Annotated in this window: 12 protein-coding genes; 2 read left to right on the top strand and 10 right to left on the bottom strand. The window is 60.8% G+C overall.

The annotated features are described in order from the left end of the window. The 8 genes from Q6E04_RS08055 to Q6E04_RS08020 form a co-directional block, all read right to left on the bottom strand. On the bottom strand, nt 1-2,063 hold a 2,063-nt coding region (locus Q6E04_RS08055; RefSeq protein WP_303250265.1), incomplete at its 3' end, for a DUF6541 family protein. A gap of 287 nt (nt 2,064-2,350) precedes the next feature. Then, nucleotides 2,351-4,927 carry an NTP transferase domain-containing protein gene (locus Q6E04_RS08050; protein ID WP_303250264.1) on the bottom strand — a complete coding sequence of 859 codons (2,577 nt, stop codon included), beginning with the start codon at nt 4,925-4,927 and terminating at the stop codon, nt 2,351-2,353. 151 nt (nt 4,928-5,078) lie between these two features. Next, nucleotides 5,079-7,154, bottom strand: coding sequence for an arylsulfatase (locus tag Q6E04_RS08045; RefSeq protein WP_303250263.1), 2,076 nt, complete (start codon nt 7,152-7,154; stop codon nt 5,079-5,081). Beyond that, the gene (gene yidC / locus Q6E04_RS08040; protein WP_303250262.1) at nt 7,144-9,060 is read right to left on the bottom strand and encodes a membrane protein insertase YidC; all 1,917 of its coding nucleotides are present in this window, start codon (nt 9,058-9,060) and stop codon (nt 7,144-7,146) included. The genes Q6E04_RS08045 and yidC overlap by 11 nt, the downstream gene beginning before the upstream one ends. Nucleotides 9,061-9,130: 70 nt before the next feature. After that, a complete protein-coding gene (locus Q6E04_RS08035; RefSeq protein WP_303250261.1) occupies nt 9,131-10,165 on the bottom strand; it encodes an acyltransferase in 1,035 nt (344 codons plus the stop codon). A gap of 136 nt (nt 10,166-10,301) precedes the next feature. Beyond that, nucleotides 10,302-11,486 (bottom strand): glycosyltransferase family 2 protein, encoded by a 1,185-nt coding sequence (locus Q6E04_RS08030; protein WP_303250260.1) that lies wholly within the window; start codon nt 11,484-11,486, stop codon nt 10,302-10,304. Nucleotides 11,487-11,494: 8 nt separating this feature from the next. Next, nucleotides 11,495-12,565 (bottom strand): glycosyltransferase family 2 protein, encoded by a 1,071-nt coding sequence (locus Q6E04_RS08025; RefSeq protein ID WP_303250259.1) that lies wholly within the window; start codon nt 12,563-12,565, stop codon nt 11,495-11,497. A 62-nt stretch (nt 12,566-12,627) separates the two neighbouring features. After that, a complete protein-coding gene (locus tag Q6E04_RS08020; RefSeq protein ID WP_368656410.1) occupies nt 12,628-14,706 on the bottom strand; it encodes a DUF6541 family protein in 2,079 nt (692 codons plus the stop codon). A gap of 236 nt (nt 14,707-14,942) precedes the next feature. On the opposite strand from Q6E04_RS08020, the gene Q6E04_RS08015 reads away from it, so the two are divergent. Next, on the top strand, nt 14,943-15,626 hold the full coding sequence (locus Q6E04_RS08015) for a glycosyltransferase family 2 protein (protein WP_303250257.1): 684 nt from the start codon (nt 14,943-14,945) through the stop codon (nt 15,624-15,626). A gap of 2 nt (nt 15,627-15,628) precedes the next feature. Continuing rightward, nucleotides 15,629-15,988, top strand: coding sequence for a DUF2304 domain-containing protein (locus tag Q6E04_RS08010; RefSeq protein ID WP_303250256.1), 360 nt, complete (start codon nt 15,629-15,631; stop codon nt 15,986-15,988). Here Q6E04_RS08010 and Q6E04_RS08005 read toward each other — a convergent pair. Both Q6E04_RS08005 and Q6E04_RS08000 read right to left on the bottom strand, forming a co-directional pair. Beyond that, entirely contained in the window at nt 15,978-17,135 is a 1,158-nt protein-coding gene (locus Q6E04_RS08005) for a glycosyltransferase family 4 protein (protein ID WP_303250255.1), read from the bottom strand. The genes Q6E04_RS08010 and Q6E04_RS08005 overlap by 11 nt on opposite strands. Next, nucleotides 17,135-17,989 (bottom strand): phosphorylcholine transferase LicD, encoded by an 855-nt coding sequence (locus Q6E04_RS08000; protein ID WP_303250266.1) that lies wholly within the window; start codon nt 17,987-17,989, stop codon nt 17,135-17,137. The genes Q6E04_RS08005 and Q6E04_RS08000 overlap by 1 nt, the downstream gene beginning before the upstream one ends. Nucleotides 17,990-18,107 lie beyond the last annotated feature (118 nt).

Raw genomic sequence — 18,107 nt, 5'->3', positions numbered from 1 at the left:
ACCGTCTCGAAACCAGGCGTCGAATCGTCGATGGCGCGTATGCCGCTCCACAGCTCATTGTCGATGTCGTCTTTGAGCACGAATCGGCGGCGCTCCATGTCGGACCCGAGATCCTGGTCTTTGCCCTGGTCCAAAACGAGGACGTATTCGGCTCCGATGGCCTTGACGGCCTCCTGCACGCGTTCGTCCTCGGCGATGCGGTACAGGCCCTGCCTGATCGCGGCGCTATCCTCGGATTCGTTGGACTCGGGCGAATAGCCCGTCAGATAGCGATAGTACGTGCGCAGGCCTTCGTATCCGTACAAGAAGATGCTGCCGTCGTCAGGGCTGTTGATGAGCGGCTGGTCATCGGGGACGATTTGTTCGACCTGGCGGACGAATTCCTTCTCCGACGCATCAAGGTAGTTCATCTTCGATACCGAGTTCTGATCTTCGACGCGGTTCCTGATGTCGCCGAACGCCGTTTCCACCTTATGATGGCCGGGAATGACGTAGCTCGGGAAAAAGACCACCGAAACGCTCAAAGCAAGCACCAGTACGGCCGACACATACGGCGTGGGGGTTCCGCCCACCGACGTCACAGCCCGGTCAAGCCACTGCGAGACGAAGCGCACCGCATGCCGCAAACCAAGCGCCGCCATGGGAATGGCCAGCAAGGCGGCGGTCGACCCCGTGCGCAACTGGTCGGTGTACCAAAAGCCCGCAAGAAGATGCTTGAGGAAGCCGTCATGGGACAGATCGACATAGCAGATAACGCACGCGATCAAAAACGAGCAGGCGAACCAGCGATAGCGTCGGTCGATCAGGCAGCACGCCGTACCGCACAGCACGAGCGCCGATAGCAGCAGCTGCGCCGGCGCATAGCTGAACGAGAGCAACGCGATGTTGGCGATCGCCTGCGCCTCGTCTTCCTTCGCGGGCCAGTCAAACCAGATGACGTCTTGCAGAAACGGCGCGTTGAATAGCGCCCACCAGATGGCCGCGATGGCTGCGGCGGCAGCGGCACCCATGCCGATCGCACAGGTGCGAGGATACGATGCATGCCACGGAAGGAAGCGTGCGGCGTGGGCGGCCTGCACGACGCAGAACGGCGCGAGAAGCACCGCGGCGGAAAAGACGGCGTTGGGCTGCGAGCATGCGAGCGAAACGATACCGACGACGAACAAAAGCGACCGCACGATGCGCACGCGCACCTCGACGCAATGGTCGAAAATGCCCATGAACAGCACTGCGACCACGGGCAGAATCGCATACGAAAGCAGATTGGGATACAGCGGCCCGAAGGTCAGAAAGCCCCACGGAAACGTCGCGAACGCCAGCGAAACGAACGCGCCGCAACGCACGATTCCGCGCCTTCCCTCGAACAAACGCTCCATCAGCACGAACATCGACAGCGGCAGTACGATGCCCACGACGGTCGCATTGACGGCGTTCGCCGCCATAGGAACCGATGCGCCCGATATGCTCACCACCAGAGCGCCCAGGCAGTGCCATGCGGATGGGTAAAAAGCCGACTCGCCCTGCCATGGCGTGAACGAACGGTCGAGCTCGGTGGCGTACGACGTGGTAGTCAACATGGAGAAGTTGCCCGACTCGACAAACGCTCTGATAGAGCTCAAATGGTGGGAGTTATCCCATGCCTGAAGGAAAGAATCAGGTCCATCGAGGTTCTTAATGAAGATGAAGCCGACCACGGCAAGCCCCATGAACGCATACAGAAGAATCGAAAACCATTCCTCGCTCATGGCCTTGCGAAAAGAACGGCCCATGTGCGCCACGCCCAGGCGCGTCGGATTCCACGACGAAAACCACGGCACGAAACGCACGATTGCAGCAACGACGATACCCGCAGCCAAACACGGCAGAAACACCGTCTGCCACGTGGCGAAAACGCCCAAAAACGGCAGGATGGCCGTAATAGCCGCATAGCCGACGATGCTGAACACGGGAGCGCAGCACAGGGCGATCGCCGATCGCACACGCAGGGCCCTCAGCGCAAGGAAGCCGGGCGCATAGAGGAACATGACCGCAAAGGCCATGGCGATGAAAAACGTCGACCACATGGAGACTCTTCTCGATTCTTTCTAGTGCAACGTCGGAATGCGACGAGAAAAAACAACAGGAGCGCACGGACCCGTCGAAAGCCTGAGGCCCAACGGAACTTAAGGCGGATGCGCATACACCAGCTTACCCGAAGGGCCTCCTTTGCAGAACGACCCTTCGAAATAAACATGGGAGCATAAGGGGCCTGGCGCAGCCGAACGCCGAACGAGGCCCTGGCCGCCGGCTGCCGCCGACAAACCGAAGCCCCGTTTCTCTCCTGTTCGAAAACCCCTTCCGAGGCGACAGCCTACGCGATGCGATACGCGGGATCGACCTCTTGCAGCTCGGCGAACGAGTCGATTTCGACGATCGCATCGGCCTCGAAAGGACGTACATGCACATCGTAATCGTCGGCGCGCAGGCGCAGCGCGACCTCGTCCCAGAACACCTGCTTGTTCTCGTCGTTTTCATCGAAAGCCGCGGGAATGTCTTCACGCAGTTTCGCGCCGTCGACGGCCGTCCAATACGAAATGCCCGCCATCTGCCAACACGGGGAATCCTTGCCTTTGGCCAGCGCCACGATGCGGCCGTTCTCATCCGCATCGAAATACCAATCGTCGGTGGATTGCACCGGCAGGCCCAGATAGTTCGAACGGTACTGGTACTTCGTCACCAACGAAGGGTCGACCAGATACAAATCGCTTTCGAACACGTACGCGTTCTCGAACAGGTCCTTAGCCAGCACCGCCGACGAAATATTGTTCGTCTCGGCGTAACGCGGATTGTCGATGAAACGGATCATCGGGTAGGAACGCAACAGCTGGTCGAATTCCTCAGCCAGGTATCCACGCACTACGTAAATCTCTTCGATACCGGCGGCCAGCACCGCATCGATCAGGCGATCGATGATGCGCTTGCCGTGGACGCGCACGAGCGGCTTAGGCGTGTTCACCGTAATCGGCAGCATGCGGCTGCCGAAGCCGGCGGCGAAAAAGACGGCACGGCGGGCGCGGTACGGCTCGAGGCGCTTCAGGTCCTCGCTCGTCGCGGCGCCGACGCGCTCCTTGGCCGCGAGTTCGTCGAACTCCTTTTCCGAAAGCGGATGCATCAAAACCTCTCTCTCCTTATAGGCGGGCAGCGCGAACGCCGTGAAATCTTTCGCGGCGCAATACCAGGCGTACAGCCATTCGCTCATCGCGTTGCCTTGCGATTCCTTGTAGATCGCCCAGACATACCAGTAGTAACCCACGATTGCCGTGCAACCCATGCAATGCAGAAGCTCGTCTCGCGTAGCCTCGCGGCCGAAATAGACGTCGACAACCCGGGCGGCCTCTTCAACCGAATAGCCGGACCCCTGCGCGATGAAGTTTCCGATATCGCACGCATAGTCGCCCATGGCCGAGTATTCCCAGTCGATCAAGTACATGGCATCGTCTTTGACCAGTAAATTAGGACCGTAGAAATCGTTGTGGCACAAAACCGGCGCCCCCGATTCGGCACGTACGTAGCGCGCCAGCTCGCCGACCGTTTCCGACAGCGCGGAAAAATCGCTTGGCAGCGGATAGCCCGCCTCGCGCAACAACGACTCGATCTTGCATGCCTCGTCGTAGAAGTCGAACTGCCAGGGAGACTCCTCCCCGCTTTCGTGCAGACGGCGCACCAGGGCAAGAGCGCGCTCCACATGATCGGGATCGCGATAGTCGAACTCGATACAGCCGGGAATATAGCGGGATATCTTCCACCCCTGATCGGGATCTTCGTAGACGAAGGTGTCGTCGAGCCCGAGGCGCTTGGCTACGGCCAGCGAATGCGCCTCGGCCTGCCTGTTGACTATTTCGTCGGTGCCGAGCCCCGGATGACGGTAGACATACTGGGCGCCCTTGCACGAGAACAGCACCGACAGATTGGTCAGGCCCGCCTTCACCGGACGCACGCGTACGATATCTTCACGCTCGCACGCGAGCGTCGCGCAGATGTTGTCAAGAATCGACGAATCCACGTTCGCAAGGAAATCCCTGTCGAACGTACACAGGTCGCTCATGAAGTTGAATTCGTGCATCATGCCCGACTCGAGCAGCCTGACATAGAAAAGAAGCTCGTCGCAATGCGCTGCATAGACATCGTCCCAATGCAACGGCTCCATTTCAGGGGTGTCGTAGCCGTCTTCGATAGCATCGAGGAGCACGGAGGCGCAGTCTGCATCTATGTAGGCGGGTCCCCGCATGCACCAGTCGTTGCCGCGATCGCGCTCGACGGAAACCGCAACGCCCTTCGCATTCCAACCGACCGCCATATCGTTGGTGCGGGCAGCCTTGCGGTCAAGCTGCAACGTCGAGGCGTATTCGTACGACTCGAATGGGTTCCGCGTATAGTACTGGTCGGAAGAACATACGTAGGCGCCTGCGCGCAACAGGTCCTTCGCCGCGTAAAGCGATGCATGATTGCCGCGGCTCGCATAATCGGAATTCACGACGATTTCAACGCCGTATTTCTCGCTTAAATAGAAGAACGACTCTTTCATATAGCCCACGACGACGGCGATGCGCCCGATGCCGGCCTCGCGCAATTGGGAAATCAGCCTCTCGATCAGCACCTCGCCGCGCACTTCGAACATGGCCTTGGGTTTCTCGAACGACAAAGGGGCCAAGCGCGTCGCCGCGCCCGCCGCCAGGATCACCGCGTTTTCAACGCGATACGGAGCAAGGACGCTAAGCCCCTTCTCCGTGACGCCGTCGTCACCGAGAAGGCCTTCGTCACGCAATTCGCGACAGGTCCTGTTGACCAGACCGAGCGACATATCGGCCCCTTTGGCAAGCTCGCGCTGCGTAGAGGCTCCGTGTTTGAGAAGGCGATAGAGAATATCGAATTGATAGCGCGTCAGCATGATGCCTCGTTCATTTTTTACATAAAATTGACAGTTCTGAACATAATACCGCCGTGCAGGACGATTCACAGGATAAACGTAAGAAAGAAAAAGGCGACCGCATTGCAGCGGCCGCCTCGCGTGCCTCGCCCGTTTCACATCGAACCGCAGATTAATCGATAGGCCACTCCACGCCCGTCGCGCTCCATGCGTCCCAATCCGTGGCTTCGCCGTCGATCCGCCATTCCTTGATGCGCGTGTACTCGTTATCGGGCCCGACCACCGACGTCGAGCAGAAGTACCGCTCGCGCGGCTCGTCGGGCACGTCGAACATGTTCATGCCGCCGTACGCCGCCGCATCGCCGCCGACCGCCCCCATGATCGTAGCCGCGAAATCGAGATGGCCCGTCGGGACCTGGGACACCTTCAACGGCTCCTGCGAGGCGCCTTCATCGGTCGCGGGCTTGGCGAGCAGCATGGGATTGGTCGGCCCCGATATCTCGTCCGCCAGGTACCAATCGCCATGGTCCGCCGTCACCACGATCGTGGCCGAGTCGTAGAGGCCCAGACGCTTGAGCTCGCCGAGATAGGCCTCGACGATATGGAGCGCGCCGAGGCCCTGTTCGATCATGTCGCCCTCGCCTTCGACGCGCATGCCGTCGCGCCCGATCGTATAGGGCGCATGCGTTCCCGCCATGTGGATGACGCGGAAGCTGCCGGCTTCCCCTTTCTCCACCGGAGCGAGGCCCTGGCGCGAGAGCAGGTCGTAATAGCCCGCGTCGTCCATCTTCCACACCGAACGAGACGGGTCGTCGGGATGCTCGACCAGCACCTCGTTGTTCACCTCGTCGGTATAAAACCAGCACAGCGGCTTGAGCGCCCAAGGAAGGTCGCGGTACAGCGCGCACTTGACCAGCATGGCAAGCGCGGCCGGGCGGTCGATCTCGCACGAAAGCGGCTTGATGTTGCCGACTTTTTCCTCGAGCGCGCCGATCGCGTCGTAAATGTCGGTAGCATACAGGTCCACCGTATAGCCTTGATCTGCGATGTCGTCGAGCAGGTTGCGTTGCGTATACCAGTCGGCGATCAGGCGCGTCGAATAGCTCGCGTCGTCGGGGCCGAGACTCCGCCCCGTCAGAAGCGTCGACATGGCGTAACGCGTCGGGATCATGGACCCCGTCGAATTCTCGAACCACGTGAAGCCCGTGAACGCGTCCAGGCACGTCGGGTCAGCCTCGACCGCCCGGCGCAGGTATTCGGTATCGAAGGTATCGAGCACGAACACGATCACGTTATCGCGCGAAGACACCTCGGAGATGCCCTCCATGGTGACGGTCGGCTTGTCATCGAGCGGCGTGTAGCCGTCGTCGCCCGGCGTCAACAGGACCAGACCCAAGCTAATCGACTGGGCGATGATTCCCGTCAGGCACAACGCCGCGGCCGAACCCGTGAAAGCGAGCGGCTTCTTCCATGAAAGAAGGGCTGCGCCGACAAACAAGGCGATCCAAACCGCGCCCGTGGAAACCGTCATGAAGAGATAGGCGCTCCAGTCGATCTGCGAGCCGTCCGCAGGAGGAAGCGATGCGTTCATGAACGTCGCCTGCGCATACGCCGCGATTCCCAGGACGGCGGTCGCGGCGAAGACGAACCCGAACGCCCGCCCCTTCAAACACGACATCGCCGCCGCGCAAACAAGCGTCGCCGCGACGCCCGCCGCGATAAGCAGGCCTGCCACGTCGTCGACCGAGAACATGAGGCTTTCGGGGCTCGCCGCCACGATTTCGAGGGGACCTGCGACGACCACCGTGAAAAACAGCATGGCAGAGGCCGCCAAGGCGAACACGAATCTCGTCGAACGGCAGAATTCCACTGGCTTGTCGGCGTCGAGGCGCTCGCTGAATCGCCGGGCGCGCTCATCGGCTTCAAGGCGGAGCCGCGCGCATTCGGCTTCGCCGCCCTCGATGCGACGCACGGGCGCATCGGCTTCCTTGCCCGCGTTCTCGTCGATCTTGAGCGCCTTGAACAGGAATCTGCGCAGACGGCGCCACGCGACGCCGATCACCGCCGACAACGCGACCGCGACGCCCGCGAGCGCCTGGATCGTATAGGTCATGACGGAAGGGTCCACGTAGGCGTACGCAGGGCGGGCGAAGCCCGCGGCGATCATGAGGGCGATGGTAAGCGCGACGAGGACGTCTCCCGCCGTAAGCGCCGCCGAGACGCGGCGTTTTTTCGCGTTAGCGGCCATTGCGGCCCCCTTTCTCCCGAAGAGCCTGCTTCTCGAGCACGCGGTCGAGAAGGTACGACCCCGCGACTTCGCCGCCGCGGCCCACGTTGTAGATCATCGTGGAACGCACGTCGGCGATGGCGTCGCGCCACGCCTCCGGATGCGCGACCATCTCGTCGACCGTATCCCCCAGCCCGGCCAAAGCGTCCATCGAAACCGAACGGCCGATGCCGTTGCGCAGCGAGATATCGGTCGGCTCGATGCCGAGCTCCTGCCATTGCGGATTGCAAGTCTTCATGGGCGTATCCACGAACACACAGGGCTTGAGCGTCGCGAATGCGAATTCGCACGATATGGACGACCAGTCGGTGATCAGCACGTCAGCATCGTAGATGGAATCGGACGAGCTGAAATCCTGTTCGAAATGGAGCTCGTCGTCGGAATAGGCTGCATAACGTTCCTGCAGCGATTCCCAACGGGCGCGATAGCGCTTCGTGTACTCGGGATGCGGGCGCACGATAACGCAGTAGCCGCGGCCGAGCAGCGGCTCGACCACATCGTCGGCACAGGTATCGAGGATGCAATCCTCCTGCCACGAAGGAGCGAGCAGCACCACGGGCCGCGCATGCGCGGACTTCTTGCGGCCCGCATAGCCTGCGATCTGGCGATCGAGCAGGTCGTAGCCGCATTCGACGAGCGCGCGCGGCCTGATATCGCGCAGCTCGGCCATGCGCTCGAGCTCGCGCTTCTGATGGGGGCCGACGCACAGAACGGCATCGTAGTGGTCGAGCGCCTCGCGCGACGACACCAGATGCACCGACGTCATGTGGTGGAACAAATAAACGTATTCGATGTCTTTGCGCACGTAGGAGCGCTTGAGATAGAAGTTCTCCAAATCGTCGAGCGTTGCCACGGCGACGTCGCAATCGAGCTTCATCATCAGCGTGATCAAGCGACGGTCTCCGATGTAGTACGGCATGAGGCGCGGATTCTTCTCATGCAAGGCGAACACCTGGTCGTTCGGATCGCTCGTCACGTAATGGACCGTCATATCCGAATGCTCGAGCAGCCATTCGATGGCGCCCTGGAAATACTTGTAGAAGCCGCTGCGCTCAGAATAGAACACGATATGCTTGTCGACAACGTTCATGAAGCGGCGATAATCGCGCTTCTCTCGCTTGGCAAGCGGGTCGCGGCGATACCACGGCGTCTTGCGGGCCGCGAAAGCATTGAGCGCTTCGAGTTCGACGCGACTGTGCGCGAGCTCGGCGTAGTCGATGTATTTCGCGGGACGGATGAACAGATTGCACAGCGCCTGGATGGCGATGGACATCAGATTCGAGCAGATCCAGTAGAAGGCCATGCCGGCCGCCACATAGATGCCCAGCACGAACGAAAGCGCGATGGAAAGCCCGTTGGTTGTGTTCTTCTCCATCGCGGACTGTTCGCGCTGCAAGGGATTAATCCTGTTCTGCGCGAAGCCCATGACCACGGCCGACAACGCCGCGAGGACAGGCATCGCCCACGAAAGACCGCCGTCCTCGGCGGGTACCATGCCGAGGAGCTCGGTGCCGGGCGCGCCGTTGTCGGTGATGCCGTGGATCACTTCGACCAAGCCGAACAGCACGAGAATCTGCACGGCAAGCGGCACGAGCGAAAGCAGCGGATGGTAATGGTGCTTCTTGTTGAGCTCGGTTTGCTTCTCGCCGATGGCTTCCGCATCGCCGAAATACTTCACCTTGATACGGTTGAGCTCGGGCATGAGCTTCACCATCACGATGCTGTTCCACTGGCACCACAGCGACAGCGGCATAAGCGCGATCTTGATGATGACGGTGAACAGCAGGATCGCGATCCACCAGTTGCCCGTCAAATCGTAGCAAGGCTGCACGATATAGGAAAAAACGTGCGCAAGCGCTTCAAGCATGATTCGTCTTCTTTCATCCCGGCCCGCGCGGGTCCGGCCGCGCGGCGCGTCGATCGTCGGTTACGAAATGTCAGGCTTCTTTGCGCGCCGCGATACGGTTCGCGATCGCGTCGAAGACCGCTTTGGCCCCCTTGACGGCCGTCGAATCGATAAGCCAAGCCGCGCCGAGCGAGAGCGCGAAGGCGGCCGCGGTCAGGAGCACGTGCACGCCCATCGTCGAAAAGCCCTGGTCGAACATGAAGAACTTCTGAATGGCCAGAAGCACCATCATATGGCAGAGATAGATTCCGAACGAATGCTTCGCCACGAACGAAACGAACGAGAACTTCGGCATCTTCTCGCCCAGGTCCAGCAAGGCGAGGTAGAGCCCCACCGCCATCACGGTATAGAGGGGCGACGTCTCGTAGGCGTACTGGGCGAAGCCTGCATACTGCACCGCCACGTTCAGCACGAAGCAGACCAGGCCCGTCCGCTTCAGCGTCTTTCGCACCTTGGGGTCGGCCGCGAAACGCTCGACGAGCACGCCCAGGCAGAACGCGAATCCGAAGCCGCTGAACAGGTATCCCCACGAAAAGCCGATGCCCGCGTTGTCGAGCACGGTCAGAATCGTGTTGAACCCGATGCCGATGCCGATGAACAACTTGACTTCGAAATCGGACATGCCGTCGAAGGCGCGCGCCAGAAACGGCGCCACCAGCAGAAAGCCGAACAGCGTGAACACGAACCAATACTCGATGCTCGCGAAATCGCTCAACGACCCCCTGACGAAATACGACGCGGCCGCGCCCAGGCCCGGCCAATCGCCCCACAGGTCGTAAATCGTGCGAATGAGGAAATACACCAGAACGGGCACGAGGATGTTGCGCACCTTGCTGCGGTAGAACTTCTTGATCGCGGCGTCCCCCTCGCGCATGCGCAGATTGAATTTGCCCGACATCATGAAGAACAACGCGTTGCCCGAGAAGAACAACGTGCCGCAGGCGAGAAACCACAGGTACCCGATATCGGTGCCCGTATCGAGCACCACGCGGCAATGAACCGCCACGACGAAGAAGATGGCGACGGCCCGTACCAGGTCGTATCCGAAAATGCGCGCTTGCGCCATGCGTTGTCCTCCTTGTGGAAAGCCGTATGGGCAGTTGAACGCCCGCCTTCCTGCGAAAGCGAGGAAGGCGGGCGAAAGATGGGACGGCGTGCCGACGCCGCAAGCGTCGGACGCGAGAAAAACGTGCGGACGCCGTTTATTCCAGATTCGAGAGCAGGAGCTCTTCGAGAGAATCGGCGAGGCGCTTGTCGCATGCGGCGCGCTCTTTCTCGCCTTCGAGCCATCCCGCAAGCTGCTTCTTCGACGGGCCCGACTTGCGGCGAAACGCGTCTTTGACCTTGACGACAGGCCTCATGAACAGGCCTTTCACATACGCCTTGCGGCCCATGCGCGCAGCGACATAGCGCCACAGGTCCATGCGCGGCAACGCTTGCGCAGAACCGTCGAGGACACGGCGATACACCTGCGCGACGGGAGCGGAAAGCCCCGCCGCAGGATCGCCCGAGCCTTCGATATAGCGCTCGTAGATCGACTTCAATCGCTCGAACGCATGCTGCGCATCGGCGGGCGCCAAGGCGCGCATGTCCAGGAACAGGAAGTCGAGCGACCAGTCGGCGAGCTGGGCGGGACCGAGCTCGATCAGCCCTCGCTTCTCCCATGACGAGAACACGGCCTCGACGATGTCGAGATGCTTGTCCATGCGTCCCGCAAGGTCGTCGAACAGAACGCGCATCGCCGAGCCTTCGCGCACGACGCGATAGTCGTAGAGCTTGTCGGAGACGAAGGCCGTCTTGCGGGCGATCGGATAGATTTCGAAATGGAACGCCTGGTCTTCGCCGAGCGGGAGGCTTTCATTGTATTCGATGCCGTTATCGACGAGAAACGTCCTCGTGGTGGCCGTGCGCCATGCGAACGGGCGAGACTTCTCTTCCAGCAGGATTTTCCAATCGAAGCCGTCGTAGACCGCGTCGCGCGGACTCAGGCAATCGACCAGCCAGGGATAACCGTCGCAAGACGGAACGCAGTTGGCGCCGAACGTCACCACGTCGGCATCGCTTTCCTGAAACGCCCGCACGAGACGCTCGCATGCCTCGGGAACCAGTGCGTCGTCGGCATCGACGCACAGCACGTAATCGCCCGTCGCCTCGCGGATGCCGGCGTTTTTCGCTGACGAGACGCCGCCGTTGCTCTTGCTCACCATGCGGATGCGCGGATCGGCGGCCGCATGCAGCTCGACGATGCGCGACGAACGGTCGGTCGAACCGTCGTCGACGCAGATGACCTCGAGGTCCGCATACGTCTGGGCGCGCACCGAATCAAGGCAATACGACAGATACTTCTCGACGTTATAGACGGGAATGATGATAGAGAACTTCGCCACGGCCCGACCTATCGCCCTTTCGTCTTGCGCGCAAGACCCTTGACCAGCAGCGAAATGCCGCCTTCCTGCACATAGCAGCGCGCCTTGGAAAGCGCGCCCTTGCTCGCGCTCGCCGCGCGGCCCGCCTTGAACAGCTCGGGAGAATCGCAGATGATCTGGAAATCCTTCTTCTTCCACGGCTCGAACACGCCGAAATCGACGCGGCCGGCAGCCATGTCGGCTTTGAATTCCTCATGCATGCGCTGCAGGAACTCGTCGTTCAAAGGGCTTGCCAGGCGCTCGTAGTTCCACAGGTAGTTGTCGAGCTTCACCTTCTCCTTCACGCCCCACAGGCCTTGCTTTTCGGGATGGGCCTCGAGGAAGCGGTCCATTTCGGCATGCTCGTCGCAGATGCAGTACACCTTGGACGGCGAATTGACCGAAGAGGATTCGTTGTCCTGGCGGTAATGCAGCACCGGCTCGTTCAGGAACACGACGCGGTCGGCGCAGGCCCACACTTTGAAATTGAAGGCGGAGTCCTGAAACGACGCGCCCGGCGTCTCGAGAAAATCGATGCCGTGCTCGGACAGGAAATCGCGACGATAGACGGCCGACCAGATAGAAGGCTTGGCGAAAAAGATTTCCGGCTCCTTCGACGGATTCACAGGACGGCCCGCAGCCTTCTTCGGCACCACCTCGAACAGCTCGTTCTTCTCCTTGGGGACGGACCAGTAAAACCAGAAGTTCGCCTTCGCGACCTGTGCGTCATGCGCTTCGGCAGCGTTCACGAGCAACTCGAGCGCGTCGGGCTCGAAGAAGTCGTCGGATTCCAGGATGCCGATATAGCGGCCGCGCGCCTCGGCGAGCCCGCGGTTCATAGACGCTCCGTAGCCCGAATTAGGCTTGTCGACCATGCGCACGCGCGAATCGCGCGCCATGTATTCGCGAATGATATCGGGCGACGAATCGGTGGACCCGTCGTTCAGGCAGATGATTTCGATATCTTCGAGCGTCTGGGAGCATGCGGAATCGAGACATTCCCTCAAATAGCGCTCGACATTATAGATTGGAACCAGCAAGGAAACCACGGGTTCGGACATGGGCACATCCTCTCGGTGAATCGAAAAACGGATACAGGGTAGCATGCTCGGAGGCGCAGGGACTAGGCGACGATGCGATAGAGACGCATATCGCCCTCGCTGAGCACCGTTTCGAAACCGGGAGTCTCGTCGTCGATTTCGACGATGCCCTGCCACGCTTCTTTATGCACGCCGTGATACGGAAGGAAACGCCTGCTCTCGCCTGCGGGCCCGCACGGCTCGACATCGCCCTGGTCGAGCACGAGCACGTATTCGGCCCCGATATTATCGACAGCTTCGCGCACTTCCTCATTGAACGCGATTTCGTCGAGATGACCGCGAATCAGGAAGCTGTCCGTGCTCTCCCCCGATTCGAGGCCGTAACCCGTGAAATAGCGATAATAGATCCTTACACCGTCGAGACCGTATAAAAACACGCTGCCATCGTCGGGCTCGTTGATGAGCACCTGGTCTTCGGGAACGATCTCGCGTACCTGTTCGACGAATCGGCGCTCGTCGTCGCCCAAGAAGTTCAGGGGAACGTCGGCGTTCTGCGTCTCGACGCGCTCTCCCACCGTAGTGTATGCGGTCTCGATGCGATGCGACCCTGCGAAATCGAATGAAGGAAACGCGATGAGCGCCGCCAGAACCAATGGCGTCGCCGCCAGGACGCAGCGCCCGTAACGCAACGCGTTATCGCCCGGTGCCGTCAGACGCACGACGATCGCTTTCGCGCCGCGGGCGACCGTCGCCGCGCCCCATGCAGCTAGCGGAACGGCGAACAAAGCCGCCATCGCCGCCGTGCGCCACTGGTCCGTATACCAAAAGCCCGACAGCAGGTGCTTCAGGAATCCGTCGGTGGCCATATCGAAGAAATAGATAACGCAGGCGAACGCGTATGAAAATACGACCCAACGGCGAGAGCGGTCGACAAGCGCCGCGACGATGCCGACGGCAACAAGAAGGGCCAATAGGGGCTGAGCAGGCGTCTCGATGAACGAAAGCAAGCCGATATTGGCGATGGCCTGGACGGGGCCGGTCTTGGCGGGCCAATCGAAGCCGACCACGGCAGCCAAAAACGGCATCTTGTACATAACGCACCAAACACCCGCGATCGCGAGCGCGGCGCCCACCGCCAAGGCGACTTTGGCGACGGGGCGGGCGCGGTCGGAAATCTTGGCGCAATCTCCGATGCGCATCGCCAACACGACGCAATACGGCGCGAGGAACACGCCGAGGCTGAATACAGCGTTAGGCTGAGAAATCGCCAACGACACCAGGCCCAGGAAGAACACGCAAACGAATACGGCACGCTGCCATGCGGCCTCCTTGGGAGCGAAAACCTTGACGAACATCGCCGCTGCCGCAGGAATGAGCACATAGGAAAGAAGATTGGGATACAACGGGCCGAAAGTCAGAAACCCCCAGGGAAACGCCGCAAAGACCGTAGTTACGAACGCGCCGGCGTAAACGACTGCGCGCCTTCCCGAGAACAAGGTCCTCAGCAGCACGAACATGCCGGCAGGAAGCACCACCGCCGCAAGCACGGCATTGACCGCATTGATGGCCGCCGCGCAAGAAGCACTGGAAGCGCCCATCGCCATGGCGGCGATGCAATGCCAAGCCGAAGGATAGAACGCGGAATCGAAAGCGAACGGGTCGATAGCCCGGTCGACAGGCGCGGCATACGAACTCGTCGTGAACGACGAGTAATTGCCCGATTCGAAGAAAGCCTGAACGGAGCTGAGGTGATGCACGTTGTCCCATGACTGCAGAAACGATTCAGGCGAGGCGAGGTTGCCGACGAAGAGCATGCCCGTCGAAACGAAGCCGACAACGATATACGCCGCCAGAATCGACCAGTCGGCAGAAAGCCGACCGGAGAGAAACGACCCGCACGAATCGGTACGCGCAAAGCGCGGCGCGCGGTGCCGCGTCGCGAAAAAAGAAACGGCGCAGGCCACAAGGCCCGCCGCCGTCGCAGGCACGAACAAGCTGCTCCACGAAGCGAATACGCCCAACGAAGGATAGACGGTGGAGAGCACCGTATACAGCGGAATGCTCGCAAGCGGGGCGCAACAGAACGCGACGACCGATTCCATTCGCAACGCCTTGAGCGCGCAGAAGCCAGGCACGTACAAAAACACGGCAGCCGCCAGCATCGCGACGAAAAAACCAGTCCACATATTCGAAAAACCTACCTCTGGTCGATACCGCGGACCGCCTTGCGGCCCTCCCTTTCGCATCGGCGGCGGTCAAGGATGCAGGGCGGATGAATGAACACTAACCGTTCAAATATACACCATGCCTATCGCGCTTGTCCCCGCATGGGTGCTTCGCTATATTCATAACACGTGATACCATAGACAGTTACGTACTCAACCGAGAAGATGGACCAATGAAACTTCTTGTAATCATCCCCGCATACAACGAGCAGGACTGCATCGTCCAGACGGTCGCCGAGCTCAGGCAGGCCGCCCCCCAATACGATTACGTCGTCGTCAACGACGGATCGAAAGACGCGACCAAAAGCCTGTGCGTCGAACATGGCTTCAATATGATCGACCTTCCCGTCAATATCGGGCTGACGGGCGGCTTCCAGGCAGGCATGAAATACGCGCTGCGCAACGGCTACGACGCCGCCGTGCAGTTCGACGCCGACGGACAGCACGTCCCCGCCTACATCGAAAAGCTCGCCGACGAGATGGAGCGCACCGGCGCCGACATCGTAATCGGCTCGCGCTTCGTGACGGAAAAGAAGTCCGCGTCGATGCGCATGATCGGCTCGCGCTTGATTTCGGCTATGATCAAGTTGACCACCGGCGCCTCCATTTCCGACCCCACGTCGGGCATGCGCCTGTACAACCGCAAGATGATCGAGCGCTTCAGCGCGAAATCCGACTTCGGACCCGAGCCCGACTCCATCGCCTACCTCGCCCGAAAAGGCGCGGTCGTGCGCGAAGTCCAGGTGAGCATGCGCGAACGCCAGGCGGGCGAAAGCTACCTCACCTTCACCAGGTCGATCGAATACATGATGCGCACCTGCATTTCCATCCTGTTCGTCCAGTGGTTTAGGAGCTAGCCGTGAATATCACTTTGCGCGTATTCCTGGTCGTCAGCGCTGTCGCGGTCCTGTACTTCGTGGTGCGCAAGATCAGAAAATCGAAATTCGAAGCGTCGGATTCCATCTTCTGGCTTTTCTTCATCGCCCTGCTCGTCGTGCTGGCTGCTTTTCCTCAGGTCTCATACGGCCTGGCCGGCATCCTCGGCTTCGAATCGCCTTCCAACTTCGTGTTCTTGTGCGTGATCGCCATCCTGCTCATCCGCATCTTCTCGCTGACCGCGAAGGTCTCGCTCATGCGCGCGAAGCTCGATTCCCTCGTCCAGGAAGTGGCGCTCGACCGCAACGAGCGGGCGCGCCGCGACCAGGAGGCTATCGATTAGCATCCTGGCACGCGTCGGCAACGGCGCGGGCGGTGCATTCCCACGAATACAGGGCGCGCACGCGCTCGAAACTGAGGGCGCCTTGCTTTGCGAGGCGCCCTTTTTCATCGGCAGCCTTCTCGATCGCCGTGGCGATCGTAGCGGGACGCGCATCGGCGAGCACCGTTCCATACGCCTCGTCGGGAATCATCTCGGCCACGCCGCCGACATCGGTGATCAGCGCGGGCGTCGCGCACGCGGCCGCTTCGAGCAACGACGTCGAGAAACCTTCCGACCTGGTCGGAAGGCAGAAAAGGTCGGATTCGTCCATCAGCGCCGCCACATCGGACGCCGACAGCTTCCCGGCCACGACGACGTTAGAAAGCCCTGCCGTACGGATGCGCTCCTCGAGCGGGCCCGTACCCGCCATGACGAGCGTCGCGGGTACGCCTTTCGCTTCTATTATGCCCATCGCTTCGATCAAGGCATCCACGCCCTTTTCAGGGATGAAACGGCCGACGAACGACACGAGCAGCCTCTCGTCGGCTATATCGAACGACGCGCGAAACGACCGTCCCGACGAAGACGCACGGAACGCGTCCGCGTCGATCGCGTTGCTCAGCACGCCGCGGCCTTCGATGCCGAACGTCTTAAGCCAGTCGAGGCCTTTGCTCGAAACCGCATAGAAATCGGGGCGGTAGCGCTTGACGCGCGCCGTAATCGCATGTTCGTAAGCTATGACGGCCTTGTCGAGCAGCGCGCTGCCGAATGTCAGGTACGCCGACCCGTGCTCGCACACCACCGCACGCAGGCCCTGCCGCTTCGCGAGCTTCAGCCCGAGCAGCGAATGCAGATAGAAACGAGTGTTGACAAGCACGCCGTCATACGAGCGGGCGCATACGTCGTTCCAAAGACGGTTGAATTCGCCGTTCTTGCGGGGAACGGGCATGCGGCCCGCGATCAGCGGGAAGCACGGAAGGCGCACGACCTCGACGCCCGGCGCGACCGTCGTGGCGCCTGCGGGCGCCGCCGCATCGGTCGTCACGACCACGACCTCGTGCCCCTGTCGCGCAAGCTCGCGGGCCAGATTGTCGGTATATTTCTCCACTCCTCCGATATTGGGAAGGAACTGCGCCGAGAATATCGCGAAGCGCTTCACGTCGGCCATCAAGCAGCACCGCCCGCATGCCACACGGATCCGTCGCCGAAATCGAGGAACTCGGGCAGATGGGTACGGCGGTTTTCGGGATCGGGAATCGTGCGCCAGTCGCCATACATGTTCTCAAGATACAACTCGGGCTTCGCCGCGATCGGAAGGTCGTGGCCGCAAAACGACGCTGTCGAGGGAGGAACCATGTCTTGCACGCGACACGGCTTCATCGTAGGCCACGAAAGCAGCATGACTTCGTCGGACGCCGGTCCCTCGAAAACCCGTGACGCGTCGAAGCGACGCTCGATCGCCTGCCTATTCGTGAATACGCGCACCAGATAGTGCGCGATACGGCATCCGAATCGCTCGACGGCGCCCATGAATCCTTTGTGCGGAACCGTGATCGTCTTGGCATGATAGAGGTAAGAGGCCGATTGCCACGTTCGCGCCGTCTTCAGCTGGCGGGCGCGCTGGCCCGCATCGGCCGCCAGCACGTCGTACGGAAAGACATCGACGAAGATGCCCTGGTCGCATCCCGCCTCGATCGTCTCTTTCGTATGAAACGCCGTGCCTTCCTTGTATACCTTCGCGAACAGGCCCGCGAAGGTTTCGTTGTTATCGAAGGTCTGCAGCGAATAGCCCGCGGGCAGGCCGTCTTGCGCCAGCTCGATGAAGCGCTCGTAATCGCCGCGCATCATGCCGATGTCGATATCGTCGTCCCACGGGATGAACCCGCCGTGACGCATGGCGCCGAGCGCCGTTCCGGAATCCATGAACCATTCGATACCGCGCTCCTCGCAGAACGCGGCGATAACGAGCAGGATATCCAACTCGGTTTCTTGCAACTTCTTCAACGCTTCGGCGTCATTCATAACGGTCACTCCAAACATTTCTCAACGCGCGGCGGCGCCGAAAAAGCGCGCTGCGTTCATGTCGATATCGCCGCTCTCGCCGACGCGGCCCTCTGTCTTCGAAGCATTATAGAGGTAA

The sequence above is a fragment of the uncultured Slackia sp. genome (genome assembly GCF_959608125.1).
GTDB lineage: Bacteria > Actinomycetota > Coriobacteriia > Coriobacteriales > Eggerthellaceae > Slackia.
Note: the sequence above shows the minus strand (reverse complement) of the source record. Positions and strands in the feature narration are given on the sequence as shown.

What these genes read in the sequence shown, in the direction of transcription:
- Q6E04_RS08050 (WP_303250264.1), bottom strand. Translation starts at nt 4,927, where the DNA reads ATGCTGACGCGCTATCAATTCGATATTCTCTATCGCCTTCTCAAACAC.
- Q6E04_RS08045 (WP_303250263.1), bottom strand. Translation starts at nt 7,154, where the DNA reads ATGGCCGCTAACGCGAAAAAACGCCGCGTCTCGGCGGCGCTTACGGCG.
- yidC (WP_303250262.1), bottom strand. Translation starts at nt 9,060, where the DNA reads ATGCTTGAAGCGCTTGCGCACGTTTTTTCCTATATCGTGCAGCCTTGC.
- Q6E04_RS08035 (WP_303250261.1), bottom strand. Translation starts at nt 10,165, where the DNA reads ATGGCGCAAGCGCGCATTTTCGGATACGACCTGGTACGGGCCGTCGCC.
- Q6E04_RS08025 (WP_303250259.1), bottom strand. Translation starts at nt 12,565, where the DNA reads ATGTCCGAACCCGTGGTTTCCTTGCTGGTTCCAATCTATAATGTCGAG.
- Q6E04_RS08020 (WP_368656410.1), bottom strand. Translation starts at nt 14,706, where the DNA reads ATGCTGGCGGCTGCCGTGTTTTTGTACGTGCCTGGCTTCTGCGCGCTC.
- Q6E04_RS08015 (WP_303250257.1), top strand. Translation starts at nt 14,943, where the DNA reads ATGAAACTTCTTGTAATCATCCCCGCATACAACGAGCAGGACTGCATC.
- Q6E04_RS08005 (WP_303250255.1), bottom strand. Translation starts at nt 17,135, where the DNA reads ATGGCCGACGTGAAGCGCTTCGCGATATTCTCGGCGCAGTTCCTTCCC.
- Q6E04_RS08000 (WP_303250266.1), bottom strand. Translation starts at nt 17,989, where the DNA reads ATGAATGACGCCGAAGCGTTGAAGAAGTTGCAAGAAACCGAGTTGGAT.